The organism is Dapis hubbardiae BLCC-M172, from assembly GCF_050016015.1.
Lineage (GTDB): Bacteria > Cyanobacteriota > Cyanobacteriia > Cyanobacteriales > Microcoleaceae > Trichodesmium.
Genome location: NZ_JBNHEQ010000245.1, coordinates 1 through 1,588, shown reverse-complemented (window position 1 = coordinate 1,588; position 1,588 = coordinate 1). Strand labels below are relative to the sequence as shown.

The window sequence follows — 1,588 nt, the reverse complement described above, 5'->3', positions numbered from 1 at the left end:
TATCCATGCACTTTTTTTTACCTTAACTGGAGTTATTACACCAAAAGGGATTAATTATCAATTATCAATTATCAATTATCAATTATCAATTATCCATTATCCATTGGTAAAAAATACTCCATATTTCCTTGAAAAAAAGGGGAGTGAAGGAGTAGGGAGAATGGGAATATTTATTGTGGGAACAAAAGGATAGGTTTTTTCATCATACATATTAGAATGTAAAAATTATTCCTCCTTTCCTCTAAATTGTTTGTAAAAAAGTAGAATCAAGAAACAGAAATTATTACTAAACTATGAAAATTTTAGTGTTAAATGCAGGGTCTAGTTCTCAAAAAAGTTGCTTGTATGAAATTACTACAGAAAACTTACCAGAAAATCCACCACAACCTATTTGGGAAGCAGCAATTGACTGGACTGCTAATGATGATTATGGCAGTTTAGAAATAGAAGCAAACGGCCTTGAAAAAGAGTTCCAACTTAACCCCGAAAAACGCCTAGAAGGCATCTCTAAAATGTTAGAAACTCTCAGTCAAGGAGAAACAAAAGTTCTAGAAAATTTATCAGATATAAATGTAGTTGGTCATCGAGTAGTTCATGGCGGTTCAGATTATTCAGAAGCAACTTTAATAACAGATAAAGTCAAAACAACAATTAAAAATCTTATCCCTCTAGCACCTAATCATAATCCTAATCATTTAGAAGGAATAGAAGCCATTGAAAAAATCTTAGGAAATGTATCTCAAATTGCAGTATTTGATACAGCATTTCACAGTAAAATGCCAAAAGAAGCTGCTGTTTATCCAATTCCTTATAAATGGTTTGAAAAAGGAATTAGACGCTACGGATTTCATGGGACAAGTCATAAATATTGTTCTCAAAAAGCAGCAAAAATATTAGAAAAACCCCTAGAATCTTTACGCATAATTACTTGTCATTTAGGTAATGGTGCTTCCTTAACAGCAGTGCATAATGGAATTAGTATTAATACTACTATGGGATTTACTCCACTAGAAGGATTAATGATGGGAACTCGTAGCGGTTCAATTGACCCGGCAATTCTAATTTATTTGATGCGAGAGTATGATTTTGATGCCGAAAAATTGAATAAAATGCTTAATAAAGAATCAGGTTTAAAAGGCATTTCTGGAAAATCAGGAGATATGCGTTATATCACTAATGCTATGCAACAAGGAGATGAACTTGCTCAATTAGCATTTGATATTTATATTCATAAACTTCGTTGTTGTATAGGAGAAATGCTAGCTTCTCTTGGTGGCTTAGATGTCTTAGTATTTACTGCTGGAATAGGAGAACATTCAGCAATTGTTAGAGAAAAAACTTGTGCAGATTTTGAGTTTTTAGGATTAAAAATTGACAAGGAAAAAAATACAAAACCTCCTATGAATACTGATATTTCTGCCCCAGATACCAAAATACCAATTTTAGTAGTACATACAGAAGAAGATTGGGCGATCGCTTGTGAATGTTGGGATAAAATGAGCCAAGCTTAATTTACATTAGGCCAAATGAAACTTCATTAATTGATAATTGATAATGGATAATTGATAATTACAAGAAGGTTAAAACC

At 32.2% G+C, this 1,588-nt stretch carries 2 protein-coding genes; both read left to right on the top strand.

Features of this window, described 5'->3' with window-relative positions; genetic code table 11:
• Positions 1 to 193 (top strand): hypothetical protein (locus tag ACP6PK_RS22680; protein WP_426562907.1); only part of this gene is annotated, 193 nt, incomplete at its 5' end.
• 100 nt (positions 194 to 293) lie between these two features.
• On the top strand, positions 294 to 1,511 hold the full coding sequence (locus tag ACP6PK_RS22675) for an acetate kinase (protein WP_426562905.1): 1,218 nt from the start codon (positions 294 to 296) through the stop codon (positions 1,509 to 1,511).
• Positions 1,512 to 1,588: the final 77 nt, after the last annotated feature.

Excerpts from the sequence above, each read along its gene's own strand:
- ACP6PK_RS22675 (WP_426562905.1), top strand. The coding sequence starts at position 294 with ATGAAAATTTTAGTGTTAAATGCAGGGTCTAGTTCTCAAAAAAGTTGC.